The sequence below is a fragment of the Amycolatopsis sp. NPDC028719 genome (genome assembly GCF_055565395.1).
Window position 1 is genome coordinate 370,289 of sequence record NZ_JBVHUL010000009.1, and the last position, 21,972, is coordinate 392,260.

Here is a 21,972-nt window from a genome sequence, read left to right on the forward strand (position 1 = left end):
CCCACAGCCCGAGCGACCCCGAGGTGGAACGCGTGAGCGAAGACAAGCTCCGGTACTTCCTGAAGCGCGTCACGGCCGAACTGCACGAAAGCCGCGAGCGCGTCCGCGAACTGGAAGCCGTGACCGGTGAACCCATCGCCGTCGTCGGCATGGGCTGCCGCTACCCGGGTGGCGTCCGCACGCCCGCCGATCTGTGGCGCCTGGTCGACGGTGGGACCGACGCGATCGCGGGCTTCCCCGCCGACCGCGGCTGGGATCCGGGCGACGCGGCGGCCCACGGCTACGAGAGCCGGGGCGGCTTCCTGCCGGATGCGACCGAGTTCGACGCGGCCTTCTTCGGGATCAGCCCGCGCGAGGCACTGGCGATGGACCCGCAGCAGCGCCTGCTGCTGGAGATCGCCTGGGAGACGCTGGAGCGCGGCGGGCTCGACCCGCGGACGCTGCGCGGCTCGCGCACCGGCGTGTTCGTCGGCGCGAGCGCCTCGGGCTACGACTGGTACGCGCGGGAGCTGGGGCACGGCGAGGGACACCTGGTGACGGGCAGCGCGATCAGCGTGCTTTCCGGCCGCGTCGCGTACACGCTCGGGCTCACCGGGCCCGCGGTGACCGTGGACACGGCCTGCTCGTCGTCGCTGGCCGCCGTCCACCTGGCGGCGCGGTCGCTGCGGTCGGGCGAGTGCGGGCTCGCGCTCGCCGGCGGGGTGATGGTCATGTCCACGCCGGTGATGTTCGCGGACTTCGCCCGGCAGCAGGGCCTCGCGGCCGACGGGCGCTGCAAAGCCTTCGCCGAAGGCGCGGACGGCACGGGCTGGGGCGAGGGAGCGGGCCTGCTGCTGCTCGAGCGGCTGTCGGACGCGCGGCGCCACGGGCACCACGTGCTGGCGGTCATCAGGGGCAGCGCGATGAACCAGGACGGCGCCTCGAACGGCCTCACCGCGCCGAGCGCGCCCGCGCAGCGGCGGGTCATCCGGGCCGCGCTCGCCGACGCGCGGCTCTCGGCGTCCGATGTGGACGCCGTCGAGGCGCACGGCACCGGCACGGAACTGGGCGACCCGATCGAGGCGGGCGCGCTCCTGGCGACGTACGGCCGGGACCGGCCGGCGGACCGGCCGCTGTGGCTGGGGTCGCTCAAGTCGAACATCGGGCACGCCCAGCAGGCCGCCGGTGTCGGCGGCGTGATGAAGATGGTCTTGGCGTTGCGGCACGAGGTGCTGCCCAAGACGCTGCACGCGGAGACCCCGTCGTCCCATGTGGACTGGACGGCCGGGAACGTCCGGCTGCTGCGGGAGCCGGTGGAGTGGCCGCCGGGTGAGCGGCCGCGGCGGGCGGGGGTCTCGGCGTTCGGGGCGAGCGGCACGAACGTGCACGTGATCCTGGAAGAGCCGCCGGCCGAGCCGGCCGAGCCCGCCGACGTCGACGCGGCGCCGCTGCTGTCGGCCACGACATCGGCCTGGGTGCTGTCGGGGTGCGGTGCCGAGGCACTGGCCGCGCAGGCCGGGCGGGTGCGGGAGCACGTCCTGGCGCGGCGGCTGCCGGTCGGCGACGTGGCGTGGTCCCTGGCGACGACGCGGTCGGCGTTCGAACGCCGCGCGGTCGTGCTGGGTGCCGAGCGGGCCGAGCTGGTGTCGGGCCTGGCGGCGGTGGCCACCGGGCAGCCCGCGCCCGGCGTGGTCACCGGCGAAGCGACGTCCGGGCGGACGGTGTTCGTGTTCCCGGGGCAGGGCAGTCAGTGGGTCGGGATGGGTCGGGAGCTGGCGGACGTCTCGCCGGTGTTCGCGGCGCGGCTGGCGGAATGCGCGGCCGCACTCGGGTCCTATGTGGACTGGGACTTGGCCGATGTGCTGGCGGGCCGGCATGGTTTCGAAGCCGCGGATGTGGTGCAGCCGGCGTTGTGGGCGGTGATGGTGTCGCTGGCCGCGGTGTGGGAGGCGGCCGGGGTGCGACCGGACGCGGTCGTGGGGCATTCGCAGGGTGAGATCGCGGCCGCGGCCGTGGCCGGGATTCTGTCGCTGGAGGACGCCGCGAAGGTGGTCGCCCTGCGGAGCAAGGCGTTGACGGTGTTGGCGGGTCGCGGCGGGATGGTGTCGCTGGCCGAGCCGGTCGATGCGGTTCGGGCGCGGATCGTGTCGTTCGGCGGGCGGTTGTCGGTGGCGGCGGTGAACGGCCCGTCGGCGACGGTGGTCTCCGGAGACGCCGATGCGTTGCGGGAGTTGATGGATTCGTGTGACGAGTCGGTGCGGGCACGGGTGATCCCGGTGGACTACGCGTCGCACAGTGTCCACGTGGACGAGTTGCGCGATGAGGCTCTCGCGGTGTTGCAAGGGATTTCACCCGGCGAGGCGCGAGTTCCGATGGTGTCGGCGTTGACGGGGGAGTGGGTTTCCGGCCCGGAACTGGATCCGTCGTATTGGTATTCGAGCTTGCGCCGGACGGTGGAGTTCGAGCGGGCGGTCCGGGTCCTCGGCGAGTCCGGGCACGGCGTGTTCGTGGAGGTGTCGCCGCATCCGGTGCTGACCTCGGCGATCGAGGCGCCGGTGGTGACCGGGACGCTGCGCCGTGACGACGGCGGCGCGGACCGGCTGCTGAGGTCGTTCGCCGAGGCGTACACGGGTGGCGCCACCGTCGACTGGGCGGCCGTGCTCGGCCGCCACACCACCGTCGAACTGCCGACGTACGCCTTCCAGCGGAAGCGGTTCTGGCCGGCGGCTCCGGCCCGGCCCGTGGCGGGTGTCGACGAGTGGCGCTACCGCATCCGGTGGGAACCCGCGCGGGCGACCGGCGGCCCGGCGCTGACCGGCACCTGGCTGCTGCTCGGCGACGGCGCGGTCGCCGACGACTGCGCGCGGGGACTGGCCGACCACGGTGCCCGGGTCGTCCGTGCCCGTCTCGAGACGCTTCGCGAAGCCGCGACCGGCGACATCTCCGGCGTGATTTCCCTGCTGGCGCTGGAAGACGGCCGCGACCCGGCGCACTCGTGGGTCCCGGCCGGTACGGCCGCGACGGTCGACCTCGTGCAGGAACTGGGCCGGGCCGGGAGCACGGCCGCGCTCTGGCTGCTGACCCAGGGCGCCGTGCGAACCAGCCCGGACGAGGTGACCAACGCACCGCGGCAGACCCAGCTGTGGGGCCTGGGCCGGGTCATCGGCATGGAACTGCCGGACCGCTGGGGCGGGCTGGTCGACCTCCCGCCGGTGGCCGGCGCCGGGACGTGGGCCCGGTTGGCCGCGGTCCTCGCGGACGGCGCGGAGGACCAGGTCGCCCTGCGTGAGGCCGGGACGTTCGTGCGCCGGCTGGTGCGGGCCGAACCGCGGCCGGCCGGCCGCGGACCCTGGCGGGCGCGCGGCACCGTGCTGCTGACCGGGGGCACCGGCTCGATCGGCGCCTGCGTCGCGCGCTGGCTGTCCGAGCGCGACACCCGGCGCGTCGTGCTGACGAGCCGGTCCGGCCCTCACGCGGACGGCGCGGTGGAGCTGGCGGCCTCGATGGCCGCCGCGGGGACGGCCGTCGACGTCGTCAGCTGCGACACCGGAGTCCGCGGCGAGGTCACCGGCCTCGTCGGGTGGATCGAAGCGGACGGGCCGGGACTGTCCACAGTGCTGCACTCGGCCAACACCGGTTACCTCGCGCGGGTCGAGGACACCACCCGGGCGGGACTGGCCGCGGCCCTCGGCGCCAAAGCGGCCGGCGCCACCTACCTCGACGAGGCGACGGCCGGCCTGGCCCTCGACGAGTTCGTGCTGTTCTCGTCCATTTCCGCGACCTGGGGGAGCAACGACCACGGCCCGTACGCGGCGGGCAACGCCTTCCTGGACGGCCTGGCCGAAGACCGGCGCGCCCGCGGCTTGCCGGGGACGTCGATCGCCTGGGGTGTCTGGGACTCCCGGGACTGGGACGCCGTCGACGACCGGATGGATCACAGCCCCGGCCGCATCACGCCGCGGCGGCTGCGCCGGCAGGGGATGAACTTCCTCGAGACGCGGCGCGCGCTGACCGCTCTGGACCAGGTGCTCGCGGACGACGAGACGTTCCTCGCGGTCGCCGACGTGACCTGGGAGAAGTTCGCTCCGGTGTTCCGCGCGGCGCGTCCTCGCCCGTTGCTGGACGCGATCCCGGAAGCCCGGGACGACCAGGCCGCCCCGGCGGCGGCGCCGCGGGCGAACGAGTTCGCCCGCGGCCTCGCCGGCCTGGCCGCGGGCGAGCGCCGCCGGACGGTCGTGGAGCTGGTGCGGGCGCACGCGGCCGCGGTCCTCGGCCACGGTTCCGCGGCGGGTGTCCCGCCCGCCCGGGCCTTCCGGGAGCTCGGCTTCGACTCGTTGACGGCGGTCGAGCTGCGTAACCGGCTTTCCGCCGCAGCGGACGTCCGGCTGCCGGCCACGGCCGTGTTCGACCACCCGACGCCGGCCGCGCTGGCCGACGAGCTCCTGGCCCGGCTGACCGGTGCCGAGTCCGCCGGGACCACGCCGCCGCCCGTCGTGGCCGCTGCCCCGGCGGAGCCGATCGCGATCGTGGGCATGGCCTGCCGGTACCCGGGCGGGGTCCGTTCTCCGGAGGAGCTGTGGGAGCTGCTCGCGTCGGGCGAGGACGCGATCGGCGGGTTTCCCGTCGATCGCGGCTGGCACACCGAGGAGCTGTTCGACCCGGACCCGGACGCCGAGGGTACGACGTACGTGGCCGAAGGCGGGTTCTTGGCCGGGGCGGCGGAGTTCGACGCGGGGTTCTTCGGGATTTCGCCGCGTGAGGCGTTGGCGATGGATCCGCAGCAGCGCCTGCTGCTGGAGACGTCGTGGGAGGCGATCGAACGGGCCGGGATCGATCCGCGGTCGCTGCACGGCTCGCCGACGGGTGTGTTCGTGGGGGCGGCCCGGTCGGCCTACCTCGGGGCGGGTCCGGAGACGGTGGGTGCCGAGGGGCACCGCATGACCGGCACCGCGATGAGCGTGCTGTCGGGCCGGGTCGCCTACGCGCTGGGCCTGGTAGGCCCGGCCATGACCGTGGACACCGCCTGTTCCTCGTCGTTGGTCGCGCTGCACCAAGCGGTGCAGGCGCTGCGGTCGGGCGAGTGCTCGGTGGCGCTGGCCGGCGGCGTGACGGTGATGGCGGACCCGGCCGAGTTCGTCGGCTTCTCGCGGCTGCGCGCGCTGTCGCCGGACGGCCGCTGCAAGGCGTTCGCGGACGACGCGGACGGCATGGGCATGGGCGAGGGTGTGGGCGTCGTGGTGCTGGAACGCCTGTCGGAAGCGCACCGCAACGGCCACCGGGTCCTCGGCGTCGTGCGGGGCAGTGCGATCAACCAGGACGGCGCCTCCAACGGCCTCACCGCACCGAACGGGCCCTCGCAGCAGCGGGTGATCCTGGCCGCGCTGGCCGGCGCCCGGCTGAGGCCGTCCGATGTGGACGTCGTGGAAGCGCACGGCACCGGCACCGAACTGGGTGACCCGATCGAAGCCCAGGCGCTGCTCGCGACCTACGGCCGCGAGCGGCCGCGGGATCGGCCGTTGTGGCTGGGTTCGGTGAAGTCGAACATCGGCCACGCGCAGCAGGCGGCCGGGGTCGCGGGCGTCATCAAGATGGTGCTGGCGTTGCGGCACGGTGAGCTGCCGCGGACGCTGCACGCCGACCGGCCGTCGTCCCATGTGGACTGGACGACGGGGAACGTCCGGCTGCTGCGGGAGCCGGTCGGCTGGTCGCCCGGCGGCCGGCCGCGTCGGGCGGGCGTCTCGGCGTTCGGGATCAGCGGCACGAACGCGCACCTGATCCTGGAAGAGGCGCCGGCCGCGCCGGAACCGGCGGCCGGCGACGTTTCGCCGGTGCTGACGGGCCACTCCCCGGCTTGGGTGCTCTCCGGCCGGGACGCCGAGACGCTGGCCGGTCAGGCAGGTCGGCTGCGGGAGCACGCGGTGGCGCACCCGGAGCAGGCGCTCGGTGATGTGGCGTGGTCCTTGGCGACGACGAGGTCGGCGTTCGAACACCGTGCCGTCGTGCTCGGCGCGGACCGCGCCGGGCTGGCCTCCGGGCTGGCGGCGGTGGCCACCGGGCAGGCCGCGCCCGGCGTGCTCACCGGTGCGGCCGCGGGCGAAGCCGGCCGGACGGTGTTCGTCTTCCCCGGGCAGGGGAGCCAGTGGGTGGGGATGGGTAGTGAGCTGGCCGAGGTTTCGCCGGTGTTCGCGGCGCGACTGGCCGAGTGCGCCGAGGCGCTTTCCCCCCACGTGGACTGGGAGCTGACCGACGTGCTCGCCGGCCGGCAGGGGTTCGAGGCCGCCGACGTGGTCCAGCCCGCGTTGTGGGCGGTGATGGTTTCCCTGGCCGCGGTGTGGGAAGCGGCCGGGGTGGCGCCCGACGCGGTGGTCGGCCATTCGCAGGGTGAGATCGCGGCCGCGGTGGTGGCGGGAATCCTGTCCCTCGACGACGCCGCCCGGGTCGTCGCGTTGCGCAGCCGGACGCTGACGGCGCTGGCCGGGCGTGGCGGGATGATCTCGATCGCGGAGCCGGTCGCAGCCGTTCGCGAGCGGATCGCACCATTCGGAGCGAGGTTGTCGGTCGCGGCGGTGAACGGTCCGGCCGCGACGGTGGTCTCCGGCGATGCCGATGCGTTGCGGGAGCTGGCGGATTCGTGCGGCGAGTCGGTTCGCACGCGGGTGATCCCGGTGGACTACGCCTCGCACAGTGCGCACGTGGATGAGTTGCGCGACGAGATTTCGGCTGTGTTGCGGGGGATTTCGCCGGGTGAGGCCCGGGTGCCGATGGTGTCGGCGTTGACGGGGGAGTGGGTGTCGGGTCCGGAGCTGGATCCGTCGTACTGGTACGCGTCCCTGCGGGAGACGGTGGAGTTCGAGCGTGCGGCGCGCGCGCTGGGCGAGTCCGGGCACGGCGTGTTCGTCGAGGTGTCCCCGCACCCGGTGCTGACGCCGGCGATCGCGGACGCCGTCGACACGCCGGTGGTGCTCGGCACCCTGCGCCGCGACGACGGTGGTGCGGACCGGCTGCTGACGTCGTTCGCCGAGGCGTACGTCCAAGGCTTGCCGCTCACCTGGCCGGCCGTCCTGGCCCGCGGCGCGACCGTCGACCTGCCCACCTACGCCTTCCGGCAGGACCGGTTCTGGCCGGAACCCGCCGGGCCGGCCACCGGACCGGCCGGCGGGGGCACCCCGGCCGAAGCGGCCTTCTGGAGCGTCGTCGAACGGCAAGACGCGGCCGCACTCGCCGACCTGCTCGGCGTGGAGTCGGCCGACGCGGCTCTGGGCGCGCTGTCCGGCTGGCGCCGTCGCGAGCGCGCGGAGTCGGCCGTCGCGGACTGGCGCTACCGGGTCTCGTGGACGGCGTTGCCCGACCGGCCCGCGCCGCTGACCGGGACCTGGCTGCTCGTCGGAGCTGCCCCGGACGTCGCCGGAGCCCTGACGGCCGTCGGGGCCGATGTCGTGGCGGCGGACCTGAGCGGGATCGACCTCGCCGACCGGGCCGCGCTGGCCGCGGCGTTGCCGGCCGGCGAATTCGCCGGCGTCGTCTCCGCGCTCGCCCTCGGCGACGACGCGGACGTGCCGCTGGCCACCCACCCGGGTGTGGCGCGCGGCCTGGCCGCCACCTTGACCCTGGCGCAGGTCCTAGCGGGGCGGTCGGCGCCGCTGTGGGTGCTGACCCGCGGCGCGGTCTCGACCACCCGCGGCGAAGCCGTCGGTACGCCGGTCCACGCCCAGATCTGGGCCCTCGGCCGGACGGTCGCGCTCGCCGACCCGGAGCTGTGGGGTGGCCTGGTCGACCTGTCCGGCGACGACTCGGCCGTGCGGCGGCTGCCCGCCGTGCTCGGCCGCCGGGACGGCGAGGACCAGGTGGCGCTCCGCTCGTCCGGCGCGTACGGCCGGCGGCTGGTCCGCGCGGCGTGGCCGACGTCCCGCCGGGACTGGACCCCGCGCGGCACGGTCCTGGTCACCGGAGGCACCGGCGCGATCGGCGAACACGTCGGACGCTGGCTGGCCGGTCGCGGTGCCCGGCGCGTGGTCCTGACCGGCCGGCGCGGACCGGCTGCCGGCGGTGTTCCCGGCCGTGCCGCCGAGCTGGCCGCCCGGGGCACCGGCGTCGAAGTCGTCGCCTGCGACGTCGGCGAGCGCGCGCAGGTCGCCGGCCTGCTGGCCCGGATCGACGCCACCGGCCCGGCCCTGTCCACGGTGCTGCACACCGCGGGCGTCGGCCAGGGCGGATCCGTCGGTGAGACCACCGTGGCCGGCCTGGCCGAGGTGTGCGCCGCGAAGGGGGGCGGCGCGCGCTGGCTGGACGAGCTGACGGCGGACCGGGCGCTGGACGACTTCGTGCTGTTCTCCTCGGGCGCGGCCGTCTGGGGCGGCAGCGATCAGACCGGCTACGCCGCGGCCAACGGCTACCTGGACGGTCTCGCCTCGGCGCGGCGAGCCGCCGGCCGGCCGGCCACGACCCTGTCCTGGGGTCTGTGGGGTGGCGGCGGTATGGGCGGCGGCGACGTCGGGACGCTGCTGAACCGCTACGGGATCCGCGCGATGGATCCGGAGCTCGCGGTGCTCGCCCTCGGCCAGGTGTTGGACGCCGGCGAGGATGCGGTGACCGTCGCGGACATCGACTGGCCGGTGTTCGGCCCGACGTTCACCTCGCGCCGGCCGAGTCCGCTGCTGGCCGGCCTGACCGAAGCCGCGGACGCCCCGGTGACCGGACCCGGCGCGCCCGTGGACGGCGCCGGCCTGACCGGGGAACTCGCCGGCCTGGCGCCCGCCGAACAACTGCGCCGGCTGGTGGAGCTCGTGTGCGAGCAGGCCGCGGCGGTGCTCGGCCACACCGGGGCCGGCGCGTTGCCCAAGGGCCGTCCGTTCCGGAAGCTCGGCTTCGACTCGGTGATGGCCATCGACCTGCGCAACCGGATCACCGCCGCCACCGGGCGGCGGCTGCCCGCGACGCTCGTCTTCGACCACCCGACTCCCGCCGAGCTCGCCGAGCACCTGCTCGGCGAACTGGGGCTCCGGACCGAGCCCGGCGCGCTGGAAACGGACCCGCTGCTCGGCGAGCTCGACCGGCTGGAAGCCGCGCTCGCGGTCGTCCCGGGCGGCAGCGAAGCGCGGCGCGACGTGACCACACGGCTCAGGAACGTGCTCTCCCGCTGGCTGGGCGACGCCGGGCAGCCGCCCCGGGAAGCGGCGGAACAGCGGCTGCTCGCGGACGACGCCGACGCGGGCGCTGTCCTGGACTTCATCGACAAGGAATTGGGGCTTTCGTGATGGCCGGTGGGGCGCAGGCGGCGGGCGGCGACAAGCGGCTGCTCGACACGTTGAAGAAGCTCGCTGCCGATCTCTATCGGACCCGCGAGCGCGTCAAGGAGCTGGAGGCGGGCGAACGCGAGCCGATCGCGGTCGTCGGCCTCGGGTGCCGGTACGCGGGCGGTGTCACCGGCCCCGGCGAATTCTGGAACCTGCTCTCCTCGGGGACCGACGCCATGGGCGGTTTCCCCGCCGACCGCGGGTGGGCGGAGTGGGAGCGCGCGTACGGCGGCACGGCCGGCGAGTACGCCCGGGTGGGTGGCTTCCTCTACGACGCCGCCGATTTCGACGCGGGCTTCTTCGGGATCAGCCCACGCGAAGCACTGGCGATGGACCCGCAGCAGCGGGTGCTGCTCGAGGTGGCCTGGGAAGCGGTCGAGCGGGCCGGCATCGACCCGGCGTCGCTGAAGGGCTCCGACACGGGCGTGTTCGTCGGGGCCAGCAGCACGGCCTACGGCACCGGGGTGGCGGGCGCCGACAGCGGTGCCGAAGGCTACAAGATGACCGGTGGCCTGACCGCCGTCGTCTCCGGGCGCATCTCCTACACGCTGGGGCTGACCGGCCCCGCCGTGACGATCGACACCGCCTGCTCGTCCTCGCTCGTGGCGCTCCACCTGGCGGTGCGGTCGCTGCGGTCGGGCGAGTGTTCCCTGGCGCTGGCGGGCGGCGTCGAGGTGCTCGTCATGCCCGAGGCGTACCTGGAATTCTCCCAGCAGGGTGGGATGGCCGCGGACGGTCGCTGCAAGTCCTTCGCCGCCGAGGCGGACGGCATCGGGTGGGGCGAGGGCGCCGGAATCGTCGCGCTGGAACGGCTTTCGGACGCCCGTCGCCACGGGCACCGGGTGCTGGGTGTGCTCCGCGGCAGCGCGGTCAACCAGGACGGCGCGTCCAACGGCATCACCGCGCCCAACGGGCCGTCCCAGCGTCGCGTGATCGACGCGGCGCTGGCCGACGCCGGCCTGACCGCCGCGGACGTGGACGCCGTCGAGGCCCACGGCACCGGCACGACCCTCGGCGATCCGATCGAGGCGCAGGCACTGCTGGCGACCTACGGCCAGGCTGACGGGCGCGGAGCCGGCCGGCCGCTGTGGCTGGGGTCGGTGAAGTCCAACATCGGGCACTCCGGCTGTGCGAGCGGGGTGGCCGGCGTGATCAAGATGGTGCTGGCACTGGACCACGGCGTGCTGCCGAAGACGTTGCACGCCGAGCACCCGACACCGCACGTCGACTGGACATCGGGCCACGTCCGGTTGCTGGGCGAGGCGGTGGACTGGCCGGCCGGCGACCGGCCGCGGCGCGCCGGGGTCTCGGCGTTCGGCGTCAGCGGTACGAACGCGCACCTCATCCTGGAGGAAGCCCCGGCGGACGCGGACCGCCCCGAGCGGGTGGCGGGAGGCGGGCCGCACGTAGTGGCGGACCGGCACTGCACCGCTTGGGTCGTGACGGGCGGCAGTCCCGCGGGACTCGCGGCCCAGGCGGACCGGGTGCGGGAGCACGTGCTCGCGCGGCCGGAGCTGACAGCGGCGGACGTCGCGTGGTCCCTGGCGACGACGCGGGCGGCGCTGGGCCGGCGCGCGGTCGTGCTGGGTGCCGAGCGGGCCGAGCTGGTGTCGGGCCTGGCGGCCGTGGCCACCGGGCAGCCCGCGCCCGGGGTGGTCACCGGCGAAGTCGCCGCGGGCGGCCTCGGCCGGACGGTGTTCGTGTTCCCGGGTCAGGGCAGTCAGTGGATCGGGATGGGTCGGGAGCTGGCCGAGTCTTCGCCGGTGTTCGCGGCGCGGTTGGCGGAGTGTGCGGCTGCTCTTGAGTCCTTTGTGGACTGGGACTTGGCCGACGTGTTGGCCGGGAAGCACGGGTTCGAGGCCGCGGATGTGGTGCAGCCGGCGTTGTGGGCGGTGATGGTTTCCCTGGCGGCGGTGTGGGAGGCAGCCGGTGTAGCGCCGGACGCGGTGGTCGGGCACTCCCAGGGAGAGATCGCCGCGGCGGTGGTGGCCGGAATTCTGTCCCTTGAGGACGCGGCCAAGGTCGTTGCGTTGCGTAGCAAGGCGTTGACGGTGTTGGCGGGCCGGGGCGGGATGGTGTCGCTCGCCGAGCCGGTCGATGCGGTTCGGGGGCGGATCGCGCCGTTCGGCGGGCGGCTGTCGGTGGCTGCGGTGAACGGTCCTTCGGCAACGGTGGTGTCCGGTGATGCCGATGCGTTGCGGGAGTTGACGGCTTCGTGCGGCGAGTCTGTTCGCACGCGGGTGATCCCCGTGGATTACGCGTCGCACAGTGCGCATGTGGGCGAGCTGCGCGAGGAAATTCTGGCTGTGTTGCGGGGAATCCAGCCCGCCGAGGTGCGAGTGCCGATGGTGTCGGCGCTGACCGGGGCGTGGGTTTCGGGTCCGGAACTGGGCCCGTCGTACTGGTATTCGTCCCTGCGGGAAACGGTCGAGTTCGAGCGAGCGGTCCGCACGCTGGGCGAGTCCGGGCACAGCGTGTTCGTCGAGGTCTCCCCGCACGCCGTCCTGACCGGGGCGGTGGGCGATGTCGTCCGGGACGTCGAGGACGCGGTGGTCGTCGGAACCCTGCGCCGGGACGAGGGGGGCACCGGGCGGCTGCTCGCGTCGCTCGCCGAGGCATATGTGCGAGGCCTGCCGGTCGACTGGGCCGGGATCCTCGGCGGTGGCACGACCGTGGACCTGCCGACCTGTGCCTTCCAGCGGAAGCGCTACTGGCTCGGCGCGGTCGCCGCCGCGGCGGCCGGCGAACCGGGGGCCGACTGGCGCTACCGCATCACCTGGTCACCGGCGGCCGCCGGCGGGTCGGCCGCTCTGACCGGCACGTGGGTGCTGGTCGGGGACGGTCCCGACCGGGACGCCGTCGCCGCCGCGCTGACGGGGCACGGTGCCGAGGTCGTCACCGTCGCCGATCCGGCGGACGTCGACGCCGCCGGGGCCGCCGGCGTGGTCTCGCTGCTGGCCCTGGACGAAAACCCGGTGGCGGAGCACCCGGTGGTCCCACGCGGACTGGCGGGCACGGTCGACCTGGTCCGAGTGCTGGTCGAGGCCGGCGGCACGGCGCCGCTGTGGGTGCTGACCCGCGGCGCAGTCCGGGCCGGCGCGGACGGAACGCCGATCAGCCCGGTCCAGGCCCAGGTCTGGGGTCTCGGCCGCGCGGTCGGCTTGGAGCACCCGGATCGCTGGGGCGGGCTCGTCGACCTGCCGGCGGTGTGGGACGCCGAGGCCGCGGCCCGCTTGGCGGGGGTGCTCGCCGACGGCGTCGAGGACCAGGTTGCGGTGCGGCCGTCCGCGACGTTCCGGCGGCGGCTGGTGCGAGCGGAAGCCCGCCGGACCGAAGCCGCGTCCTGGCGTCCCCGGGGAACGGTCCTGGTCACCGGCGGCACCGGCTCGATCGGCGCCGGCGTCGGGTCGTGGCTGGCCACTCGCGGCGCGCGGAGGGTGGTGCTGACGTCGCGGTCCGGGCCGTCGGCGGCCGGGGTGGCCACCCTGGTGGCCGAGCTGGCCGGTGCGGGCACCGGCGTCGAAGTCGTCGGCTGCGACCTCGCGGTCCGCCGGCAGGTCGCGGACCTGGTCGGCTGGGTCGAACGCACCGGGCCCGGCCTGTCGACCGTGCTGCATTCGGCGAACGCGCCGTACCTGGCGCGCGTGGCGGACACCAGCCGGGACGGGCTGGCGGCGGCCTTGGGCGCCAAGGCCGCCGGCGCCGTCCACCTCGACGAGGCGACGGCCGGCCTGGCGCTCGACGAGTTCGTCATGTTCTCGTCGATTTCGGCCACCTGGGGCAGCAACGACCACGGCGCCTACGCCGCGGGCAACGCGTTCCTCGACGCGCTGGCGGAAGATCGTCGCGCTCGCCGGCTGCCGGGGACGTCGATCGCCTGGGGTGTCTGGAACACGCGCGATTGGGACGCTGTCGATGCCGCGATGGATCAGGCTCCGGGTCGGGTGACGCCGCATCGGTTGGTGCGGCAGGGGATGAACTTCCTGGATACCGATCGGGCGTTGGCGGCGTTGGGTGAGGTGTTGGCGGATGACGAGACGTTCATCGCCGTCGCCGATGTGGAGTGGGAGAAGTTCGCACCGGTGTTCCGCGCCGCGCGATCCCGTCCCTTGCTGGACACGATTTCCGAGGCGCGGGAGGAAACAGCTGCGGGTCGGGAGCGGGGCGAGTTCGCCGAGCGGCTGACCGGATTGGCGCCGGCGGAGCGGCGGCGGACGGTGGTCGAGTTGGTGCGGTCGCACGCGGCCGCGGTGCTGGGCCACGATTCGGTCGAAGAGATCGTGGCGACGCGGGCGTTCCGCGACTTGGGTTTCGACTCGCTGACCGCGGTCGAGCTCCGCAACCGGCTGAACACCGCGTGCGGGCTGAAGCTGCCGTCCACGGTGGTGTTCGACCACCCCAGTGCCTCGGCGCTCGCCGGCGAGATCGTGGCCGGGCTGTTCGGGACGGAGACGCCGGGGCAGGTCGTCGCCGTGACCGCGGCGCCGGCGGAGCCGATCGCGATCGTGGGCATGGCCTGCCGGTACCCGGGTGGCGTCCGGACGCCCGAGGAGCTGTGGGAACTGCTCGCGTCGGGCGGGGACGCCATCGGCGAGTTCCCATCGGATCGGGGGTGGAACGCCGACGAGCTGTTCGACCCGGATCCCGACGCAGAGGGCTCAACCTACGTCGTCGAAGGCGGATTCCTCAGCGGAGCCGCGGATTTCGACGCCGGGTTCTTCGGGATCAGCCCGCGCGAGGCGTTGGCGATGGATCCGCAGCAGCGGTTGTTGCTGGAGACGTCCTGGGAGGCCATCGAGCGCGCGGGCACCGACCCGCGGTCCCTGCACGGCTCCGCGACCGGTGTGTTCGTCGGTGCCGCGCCTTCCGGCTACTTCGGCGCGGTCGGCGGCGAGGAGGGCACCCAGGCCCACCTGATCACCGGAAACGCGTTGAGCGTGTTGTCCGGTCGGATCGCCTACACGCTGGGCCTGGTCGGCCCGGCCATGACGGTCGACACCGCTTGCTCTTCGTCCCTCGTGGCGTTGCACCAAGCCGTCCAGGCGCTGCGGTCGGGTGAGTGCACGGTCGCGCTGGCCGGCGGTGTCACCGTCATGGCGGACCCTGGCGAGTTCGTGGGCTTCTCGCGGCTGCGGGCACTGTCGCCGGACGGCCGGTGCAAGGCGTTCGGCGACGGCGCGGACGGCATGGGCATGGGCGAAGGCGTCGGCATGCTGATGCTGGAACGGCTGTCCGATGCCCGCCGCAACGGCCGGCGCGTTCTCGGTGTCCTCCGGGGCAGCGCGGTCAACCAGGACGGCGCGTCGAACGGTCTCTCCGCACCGAACGGGCCTTCGCAGCAGCGGGTGATCCTGTCCGCGCTGGCGAATTCCCGGCTGGCACCGTCCGATGTGGACGTCGTGGAGGCGCACGGTACCGGCACCGAGCTCGGTGACCCGATCGAGGCGGGTGCCCTGTTGGCGACCTACGGGCAGGACCGCGCCGAGGATCGGCCGTTGTGGCTGGGTTCGGTGAAGTCGAACATCGGGCACGCCCAGCAGGCGGCCGGGGTCGCGGGTGTGATCAAGATGGTGCTCGCGTTGGAGCACGGTCTGGTTCCGAAGACGTTGCACGCGGAAACACCATCGTCCCATGTGGACTGGGAGTCCGGGCGGGTGCGGTTGGCGCGGGAGCCGGTGGAGTGGTTGCCGTCCGAGCGACCGCGTCGGGCGGGTGTGTCGGCGTTCGGGATCAGCGGCACCAACGTCCACGTCATCGTGGAAGAAGCCCCGGGTTCCGAAGCCCCGGTCGAGCCCGAACCCCGGACGCCGGTGGTGACGGGCGGGACCTCGGCCTGGCCGGTCTCGGGTCGGGACGCCGAGGCCCTGGCCGGCCAGGCGGGCCGGCTGCGAGAGCACGTGCTCGCGCGGCCGGACCTCGCCCCGGGCGATGTGGCGTGGTCGCTGGCCACGACGCGAACCGTGCACGAGCACCGCGCAGTGGTGCTGGGAGCCGGGCGGCCCGAGTTGGCGGCGGGTCTGGCGGCCGTGGCCACGGACCGTCCCGCACCGGGTGTCGTGGCGGGCTCGGTGCCGCCCGGCGGCGTCGGCCGGACGGTGTTCGTGTTCCCGGGTCAAGGGAGCCAGTGGGTCGGGATGGGCCGGGAGCTGGCTGAGGTGTCGCCGGTGTTCCGGGACAGGTTGGCGGAGTGTGCGGCTGCTCTTGGGTCCTTTGTGGACTGGCAGTTGGCTGATGTGCTGGCCGGGAAGCACGGGTTCGAGGCCGCGGATGTGGTGCAGCCGGCGTTGTGGGCGGTGATGGTGTCCCTGGCGGCGGTGTGGGAGGCGGCCGGGGTGCGGCCGGACGCCGTGGTCGGGCACTCTCAGGGCGAGATCGCGGCGGCAGCGGTCGCGGGGATGCTGTCCCTGGAGGACGCCGCGAAGGTCGTCGCCCTGCGCAGCAAAGCTCTGACGGCGCTGGCCGGGCGCGGGGGGATGGTGTCGCTGGCCGAGCCGGTCGTTGCGGTTCGGGCACGGATCGAGTCGTTCGGCGAGCGGTTGTCGGTGGCGGCGGTGAACGGTCCGTCGGCGACGGTGGTGTCGGGTGATGCCGATGCGTTGCGCGACCTTGTGGCCTCGTGCGACGAGTCGGTTCGCACCCGGATGATCCCGGTCGACTATGCCTCGCACAGTGCGCATGTGGACGAACTGCGCGACGAGATTCTCTCGGTGTTGCGGGGGATTTCGCCGGGTGAGGCACGAGTGCCGATGGTGTCGGCGCTGACGGGGGAGTGGCTGTCGGGCCCCGAGCTGGATCCGTCCTATTGGTACTCGAGCCTGCGTGAGACGGTCGAGTTCGAGCGGGCGATCCGGGTGCTCGGCGATACCGGGCACGGCGTGTTCGTCGAAGTGTCGCCGCACCCGGTGCTGACTCCGGCGATCGAAGCGCCGGTGGTGGTCGGGACTCTCCGGCGCGACGACGGCGGTGCGGACCGATTGCTCACCTCGTTCAGCGAGGCGCACGTCCACGGTGCCGACGTCGACTGGGCGGCGGTGCTGGGCAGTGGCGCGACGGTGGCCCTCCCGACCTACGCGTTCCAGCACCGGCAGTACTGGCCCGCGCCCGGCCGTCCCGACGACACCTTTGCCGATGCCGGCTTCTGGTCGGCGGTCGAGAGCGGTGACGCCGGTGAGCTCCTCGGCGTCGACCCGGCCGACCCGACCTTGGCGGCGCTGGCCGACTACCGGCGTCGTGGCCAGGACACTTCGGTCGCCGACTGGCGGTACCGGGTGGCGTGGACGCCGGTGCGCGAGAGCGGGGTCGTCTCGGGGACCTGGCTGCTCGTCGGGGAAAGCCCCGATACCGAGGCGATCACGGAGGCGCTGGAGTCCACCGGCGCCGAGGTCGTCCACACGACGTTGGCCGGCTTCGTGGCTCCGGCGGACGTGAGTGGTGTGGTGTCCCTGCTCGCGCTCGGCGAGCCGGCCGCCGGCGTGGTTTCGGGCGGTTTGGCCGGCACGGTGGCGTTGGTTCAGGCCATGGACCGTGCCGGGGTGACGGCGCCGCTGTGGGTGTTGACGCGAGGTGCGGTCGGTGCCGTTCCCGCTGATGTGGTGCGTCCTGTTCAAGCGCAGGTCTGGGGTCTGGGTGTCGTGGCGGCGCTGGAGCTGGCGGATCGGTGGGGCGGGCTGGTCGACTTGCCGGCGGTGCTGGACGGCGAAGCCGCTGCCCGGCTCGCGGCGGTGCTGGCCGGCGCCGAGGACCAGGTCGCGGTGCGGCTCGGCGGGGTGTTCGCGCGCCGTCTTTCCCGGGCCGGACGTCCGGTCGTGCGGGAGAAGTGGACGCCGCGGGGTTCGGTGCTGGTGACCGGTGGCACGAGCGGGGTCGGGGCGATCACGGCTCGGTGGGTTGCCGGTCGTGGTGCGTCGCGGGTGGTGCTGACCAGCCGGTCCGGTCCCGGCGCCGACGGGGTTGCGGAGCTGGCTGCGTCGATCGGGAGTGCCGGTACCGCGGTGGAGGTGGTGGCGTGTGACGTCGCCGACCATGCCGCTGTCGAGAACTTGTTGGGGTGCATCGATTCCGGCGGGCCGGAGTTGTCGTCGGTGGTGCATTCGGCCGGGGTCGGCAGCAGTGTGCCGGTGGACCGGCTGGAGCCGCCCGAGCTGGCGCGGCTGCTGTCGGCCAAGGCCGGCGGGGCGATGGTGCTCGACGAGCTGACGGCCGGTCGGGATCTGGACGCGTTCGTGCTGTTCTCGTCGGGCGCGGGCGTGTGGGGCAGCGGCGGGTTGAGCGGTTACGGAGCGGCGAACGCGCATCTGGACGCGTTGTGCGAAAGCCGGCGCAGCCGGGGCTTGCCGGCGTCCTCGATCGCGTGGGGTCTGTGGGCCGGGGTGGGGATGGCGGCGAGCGAAGGTGGCGAGCGGCTACGTGAGTTCGGGATGGACGGCATCGGCGCCGAGCGGGGGATGCTCGCACTCGGTCAGGTGCTGGACGCCGACGAGGGCGCGATGGTGGTGGCCGGGTTCGATTGGCCGGCGTTCGTCCCGACTTACACGCTTCGCCGGCCCAGCCGGTTCCTCGCGGACTTGCCGGAGGTCCGGGCGGTGCTGGCCGCCGACCCGGCGGACACCGGCGGAACCGACGAGTGGGCGGCCCGGCTGGCCGGGATGCCGGCCGCGGAACAGCGGCGAGTGCTGACCGGCCTCGTGCGGGAGCACTCGGCCGCGGTGCTGGGCCACGAGTCGGCCGACGACGTGCCGCCCCTGCGGGCGTTCAAGGACCTCGGCTTCGACTCGGTCGCCGCGGTCGAGCTGCGGAACCGGCTCTCGGCGGTCGTGGGCGTCCGGCTCGTCGCCACGTTGGTCTTCGACCACCCGAACGCGGCCGCGGTCGCGGAGTACCTGCGCGGCGAGCTGGGCGTGGGCGCGACGGCCGAGCGCGAAGACGCCGTCCAGGTCGTGGCCGCCATCACCGCCGAGCCGATCGCGATCGTCGGCATCGGTTGCCGCTATCCCGGAGGAGTGACCGGACCGGAGCAGTTCTGGGAGCTGCTGGCGGCCGGCACCGACGCGGTCGGCGGCTTCCCCACCGACCGTGGGTGGGACGCCTACGAGGCCGAGTTCGGCAAGAACCAGGAGTACCGGCGCCAAGGCGGCTTCGTCTACGACGTCGCCGACTTCGACGCGGGCTTCTTCGGGATCTCCCCCCGTGAGGCGCTGGCGATGGATCCGCAGCAGCGGTTGTTGCTGGAGACGTCGTGGGAGGCGATCGAGCACGCGGGCATCGACCCGAAGTCGCTGCACGGCTCCGCGACCGGCGTGTTCGTCGGCGCCAACTTCTCGGGCTACAGCTCCGCCCTGCCGGTCGGTGACGACAGCCTCGACGGCTACCGGCTGATCGGCAACGTGACGGCGGTGCACTCCGGTCGGATCTCTTACTGCCTCGGGCTGACCGGTCCCGCGGTGACCGTGGACACGGCGTGTTCGTCGTCGCTGGTGGCTCTGCACCAGGCGGTGCAGGCGCTGCGCTCGGGCGAGTGCTCGATGGCGTTGGCCGGCGGCGTAGCGGTCATGGTTTCCCCGGCGGCGTTCATGGAGTTCGCGCAGCAGGGAGGCATGGGCTCGAGCGGCCGCTCGAAGGCGTTCTCCGACGAAGCCGACGGCATCGGCTGGGGTGAGGGCGCCGGGATGGTCGTGCTTGAGCGTCTGTCGGACGCCCACCGCAACGGGCACGAGGTGCTCGCGGTCGTCCGCGGCAGCGCGGCGAACCAGGACGGCGCGTCCAACGGGCTCGCCGCTCCGAACGGGCCGTCCCAGCGCCGGGTCATCCTCGCGGCGCTGGCCAACGCGCGGGTGGCGGCGTCCGATGTGGACGCGGTGGAGGCGCACGGCACCGGTACGACGCTGGGCGACCCGATCGAAGCGCAGGCGTTGCTGGCGACCTACGGGCAGGAGCGGCCGGAAGGCCGGCCGCTGTGGCTGGGTTCGGTGAAGTCGAACATCGGGCACACGCAGTGCGCGGCCGGGGTCGCCGGGGTGATCAAGATGGTGCTGGCGTTGCGGCACGACACGCTGCCCCGGACGCTGCACGCCGACCGGCCGTCGTCCCATGTGGACTGGGACCGCGGCGACGTCCGGCTGCTGCAGTCGGCGACCGAGTGGCCCGCCGGTGCGCGGACGCGCCGGGCCGGCGTGTCGGCGTTCGGGGTGAGCGGCACCAACGTCCACGTGATCCTCGAGGAAGCACCCACCGCACCGGCCGGCGCACCCGGGCGAGGAACGCCGGTCCTTTCGCCGCGGGGCACGGCTTGGGTCGTGACGGGGCACAGCTCCGCGGCGCTCGCGGGCCAGGCGGGCCGGTTGCGTGAGCACGTCCTGGCGCTGCCGCGGCTGCCCGCGGATGATGTGGCGTGGTCGCTGGCCACCACCCGGGCCGGGCTGGAACACCGGGCCGTCGTGCTCGGCGCCGACCGGGTCGCCCTCGCGGCGGGTCTGGCGGCGGTCGGGACCGCGCAGCCGGCGGCCGGCGTGGTGACCGGATCCGTCGCCCCCCGCGGCGTGGGGCGGACGGCGTTCGTCTTCCCGGGTCAGGGCAGTCAGTGGGTGGGGATGGGCCGTGAGCTGGCCGAGACGTCTCCCGTGTTCGCCGCGAGACTGGCCGAATGCGCGGCGGCGCTCGAGTCCCAGGTGGACTGGAAGCTGGCCGACGTGCTGGCCGGGAAGCACGGGTTCGAGGCCGCGGACGTGGTGCAGCCCGCGTTGTGGGCGGTGATGGTGTCGCTGGCGGCGGTGTGGGAGGCGGCCGGAGTCGTCCCGGACGCCGTGGTCGGGCATTCCCAGGGGGAAATCGCGGCCGCGGTGGTGGCCGGGGTGCTGTCGCTGGAGGACGCCGCGAAGGTGGTTGCGCTGCGCAGCAAAGCGCTGACCGTGCTGGCGGGCCGGGGCGGAATGGTCTCGCTGGCCGAACCGGCCGACGCGGTCCGGACGCGAATCGCGCCCTTCGGGGAGCGGCTTTCGGTGGCGGCGGTGAACGGCCCGTCGGCGACGGTGGTGTCGGGGGACGCCGAAGCGTTGCGCGACCTCGTGGCGTCGTGTCCGGACGCGGTCCGCGCCCGGACGATCCCGGTGGACTACGCCTCGCACAGCGCGCACGTCGATGAGCTGCGGGCCGAGATCTCGGCTGTGTTGCGGGGGATCTCGCCGGGTGAGGCGCGGGTGCCGATGGTGTCGGCGCTGACGGGGGAGTGGCTCTCGGGGCCGGAGCTGGATCCGTCCTACTGGTACGCGTCCCTGCGGGAAACCGTGGAGTTCGAGCGCGCGATCCGCATCCTGAGCGATGCCGGGCACGGCGTGTTCGTGGAGGTCTCCCCGCACGCGGTGCTGACCGGCGCGGTCGGCGACGTCGTGCGGGACATCGACGGCGCGGTGGTCGCGGGCTCCCTGCGGCGCGACGACGGTGGTGCGGACCGCCTGCTGACTTCCTTCGCCGAAGCCTACGTCCAGGGCGCCCCGGTGGACTGGGCCGCGGTGCTCGGCGGCGGCGAGACCGTCGCCCTGCCGACGTACACCTTCCAGCGCCGGCGCTTCTGGCCGGAGCCGCGCACACCCCGGACGGCCGCGGCCCCGGTCGACGACTGGCGCTACCGGATCACCTGGCGGCCGGCCGGCCGGCCCGGTCGCGCCGTCTTGTCCGGGACCTGGCTCCTGGTCGGCGACGCACCCGACGCCGAGGCCCTGGCGGACGCGCTCACCGCGCGGGGCGCCGAGGTGGTGCGGACGACGCCGGCCGACCTCGAGGTGCGCGACGACGTACGCGGGGTGGTTTCGCTGCTGGCCTTGGACGAGTCCGCGGTCCCCGGCTACCCGTGGGTGCCGCACGGCAGCGCCGACACCCTGAGCCTGGTGCAGAAGCTGGGCCGAACCGGAAGCACGGCACCCCTGTGGGTGCTGACGCGGGGTGCGGTGCAGGCCGGCCCCGGCGAGGTGACCAGCAGCCCGCTGCAGACCCAGGTCTGGGGGCTCGGCCGGGCTGTCGGCCTGGAGCACCCGGACCGCTGGGGCGGCCTGGTCGACCTGCCTCCGGTCCTGGACGGCGAAACCGCCGCCCGGCTGGCCGGGGTCTTCGCCGACGGCGGGGAAGACCAGGTCGCGGTGCGTTCGTCGGGGACGTTCCTGCGCCGGCTGGTGCGCGCCGAGGCCCGGCGGGTCGAGCCCGGCGTCTGGTCGCCGCGCGGCACGGTGCTGCTGACCGGTGGCACCGGTTCGATCGGCGTGTGCATCGGACCTTGGCTGGCCGAGCGGGGCGCCGGGCGCGTCGTGCTGACGTCGCGATCCGGTCCGTCGGCGGCCGGCGTGGCCGCTCTCGCGGCCGCGGTGGCGGGGGCGGGCACCGATGTCGACGTCGTCAGCTGCGACCTCGGCGAGCGAGCGCAGGTGCTGGGCCTGGTGGCGTGGGTGGACACGACCGGCACGCGGTTGTCGACCGTGCTGCATTCGGCGAACACGCCGTTCCTGGCCCGGGTGGCGGACACCAGCCAGGAGGGCCTGGCCGCCGCGCTGGGCGCGAAGGCGGCCGGTGCCACCTACCTCGACGAGGCGACGGCGGAGCTGTCCCTGGACGAGTTCGTGTTGTTCTCGTCGATTTCGGCGACCTGGGGCAGCAACGACCACGCCGCTTACGCGGCCGGGAACTCGTTCCTGGACGGCCTGGCGGAGGACCGCCG

The 21,972-nt window shown here is 74.3% G+C and carries 2 protein-coding genes (1 of these 2 running past the window's edge); both read left to right on the top strand.

The window, feature by feature from the left end:
* Positions 1–32 precede the first annotated feature (32 nt).
* Positions 33–9,233, top strand: coding sequence for a type I polyketide synthase (locus tag ACZ4TR_RS36355; protein WP_465292560.1), 9,201 nt, complete (start codon positions 33–35; stop codon positions 9,231–9,233).
* Positions 9,233–21,972, top strand: partial view of a type I polyketide synthase gene (locus tag ACZ4TR_RS36360; protein WP_465292576.1) — the 5' portion only. The gene runs 5,278 nt beyond the window's last position; 12,740 of the gene's 18,018 nt are visible here — the first part of the coding sequence; it begins with the start codon at positions 9,233–9,235; its stop codon lies off the right edge, out of view. Before ACZ4TR_RS36355 ends, ACZ4TR_RS36360 begins: the two co-directional genes overlap by 1 nt.